Consider the following 2,236-nt stretch of genomic DNA (forward strand, 5'->3'; position numbering starts at 1 on the left):
ACCGAAGGATCCGCGCGAGGCGCGCGAGCGCAAGGCCAAGCCGCTTGAGGCCAAGGCGCTGGAAACGCTTGGTCTTGATACAAAGGCGACTGGCAAGGAGATCAAGGCGCGCTATAAGGAACTGGTGAAACTGCACCATCCGGATGCGAATGGTGGCGACAGAGGTTCGGAAGACCGGTTCCGCGATGTGCTGCAGGCCTATCGCGTGCTCAAACAGGCGGGCCTGTGCTGAGCGGCCATACGGTTCGTGTCGTTTTCCAACTTTCATAAGGTTGGAAAAGGCTCTAAGACCGCCCCCGGACAAAATCGATTGCCGGCGAAATCAGACGTTTCGCCCGTGGAGACGTTGAGAGATATGAACAAGGTCGATCGTGACATCGCCAACCTGCCCGACACGACGGTATCGGTGAAGGAGAAATTCGGCTTCGAGTCCAAGATGGTGGTGCCGGCCTATTCGGTGACATCGGAGCATGTGCCGGACATCGATCCGGACTATCTGTTCGACAAGAACACGACGATGGCGATCCTTGCGGGCTTTGCCTACAACCGCCGCGTCATGGTGTCGGGCTATCACGGCACCGGCAAGTCGACCCATATCGAACAGGTCGCCGCTCGCCTCAACTGGCCTTGCGTGCGCGTCAACCTCGACAGCCATGTCAGCCGTATCGATCTCGTCGGCAAGGACGCGATCGTCGTCAAGGACGGTTTGCAGATCACCGAATTCCGCGACGGCATCCTGCCCTGGGCCTACCAGCACAATGTCGCGCTGTGCTTCGACGAGTACGATGCCGGCCGTCCGGATGTGATGTTCGTCATCCAGCGCGTGCTGGAATCGTCGGGCCGGCTGACGCTGCTCGACCAGAGCCGGGTCATCCGCCCGCATCCGGCCTTCCGGCTGTTCTCGACCGCAAACACGGTCGGCCTTGGCGACACCACCGGCCTCTATCACGGCACCCAGCAGATCAACCAGGCGCAGATGGACCGCTGGTCGATCGTCACCACGCTGAACTATTTGCCGCACGACAACGAAGTCGCCATCGTGCTGGCCAAGGCCAAGCACTATCGCGACGGCAAGGGCAAGGACATCGTCAACAAGATGGTGCGCGTCGCCGACATGACGCGCTCGGCCTTCATCAACGGCGATCTGTCGACCGTGATGAGCCCGCGCACCGTGATCACCTGGGCCGAGAATGCCGAGATATTCGGCAATATCGGCATGGCGTTCCGGCTGACCTTCCTCAACAAGTGCGACGAACTGGAGCGCTCGGTGGTGGCCGAGTTCTATCAACGCGCCTTCGGCGAGGATCTGCCCGAGAGCGCCGCCAACGTGGTGCTGGGGTAAGCACAGTCTCGATGGCGGGTCCGGGCGACAACACGCGCAACAAGTCGAAGACGGGGTCTGAAGCCGACAGCTTCAAGCGTGCCGTCACCGTCTGCATGCGCGCCATTGCCGGCGACAAGGAACTGGAGGTCGGTTTCGCCAAGGACCGGCCCGCACTTGCCGGCAGCCGCGCGCGTCTGCCCGAATTGCCGAAGAAGGCGTCCAAGACCGATATTGCGATCACCCGCGGCCTCGGCGATTCCATGGCGCTGAAGCGCGCCTGCCATGATGTGCGCATCCACACCAAGCTGGCGCCGGAAGGCAAGGCGGCCCGCGCCATCTATGACGCGGTCGAGCAGGCCCGCGTCGAGGCGATAGGCTCACGCGCCATGCAGGGCGTCGCCGACAATATCGGCTCGATGCTGGAGGACAAATACGCCAAGGCCAACCTCGTCGACATCAAGGACAAGGCCGATGCGCCGATCGAGGAAGCTCTTGCCCTGATGGTGCGCGAGAAGCTGACCGGCCGTCCGATCCCGAAAAGCGGCGAGCGGCTGGTCGAACTTTGGCGCCCCTGGGTCGAGGAGAAGGCCAAGGCCGACCTCGACGGATTGTCGGCCAAGCTCGGCGACCAGCAGGCGTTCGCCCGGGTCGTGCGCGAGATGCTCGCCTCCATGGAGATGGCCGAGGAACTCGGCGACGACCAGGAGACGGAAGATTCCGAGGACAATGACGACAACCAGCCGCAAGGCGAGGAGCAGAGCGAGGAGGGCGGCGAAGAGGATTCCGGCTCCGAGCAGTCGCAGTCCGAGGATGCCGAAGCTTCGGCCGATGACGAGCAGTCGGCCGAGACGGAAGCCTCCGATGCCACCGCCGACGATCTGTCCGACGATGACGACGCCGATGCCGAAACAC

2 protein-coding genes and 1 pseudogene are annotated in these 2,236 nt (G+C 62.8%); all 3 read left to right on the forward strand.

What is annotated here, in order from left to right; genetic code table 11:
- The coding region (locus EOC06_RS42820; RefSeq protein WP_245469741.1) for a J domain-containing protein at positions 1–232 on the forward strand (232 nt) is incomplete at its 5' end.
- A gap of 123 nt (positions 233–355) precedes the next feature.
- Positions 356–1,342 carry a cobaltochelatase subunit CobS gene (gene cobS / locus EOC06_RS18255; RefSeq protein ID WP_013529367.1) on the forward strand — a complete coding sequence of 329 codons (987 nt, stop codon included), beginning with the start codon at positions 356–358 and terminating at the stop codon, positions 1,340–1,342.
- An 11-nt stretch (positions 1,343–1,353) separates the two neighbouring features.
- A pseudogene (locus EOC06_RS18260) lies at positions 1,354–2,236 on the forward strand (cobaltochelatase subunit CobT); the annotation flags it as partial.

The organism is Mesorhizobium sp. M7A.F.Ca.MR.362.00.0.0 (genome assembly GCF_004023175.1).
In the GTDB taxonomy this organism is placed as follows: domain Bacteria; phylum Pseudomonadota; class Alphaproteobacteria; order Rhizobiales; family Rhizobiaceae; genus Mesorhizobium.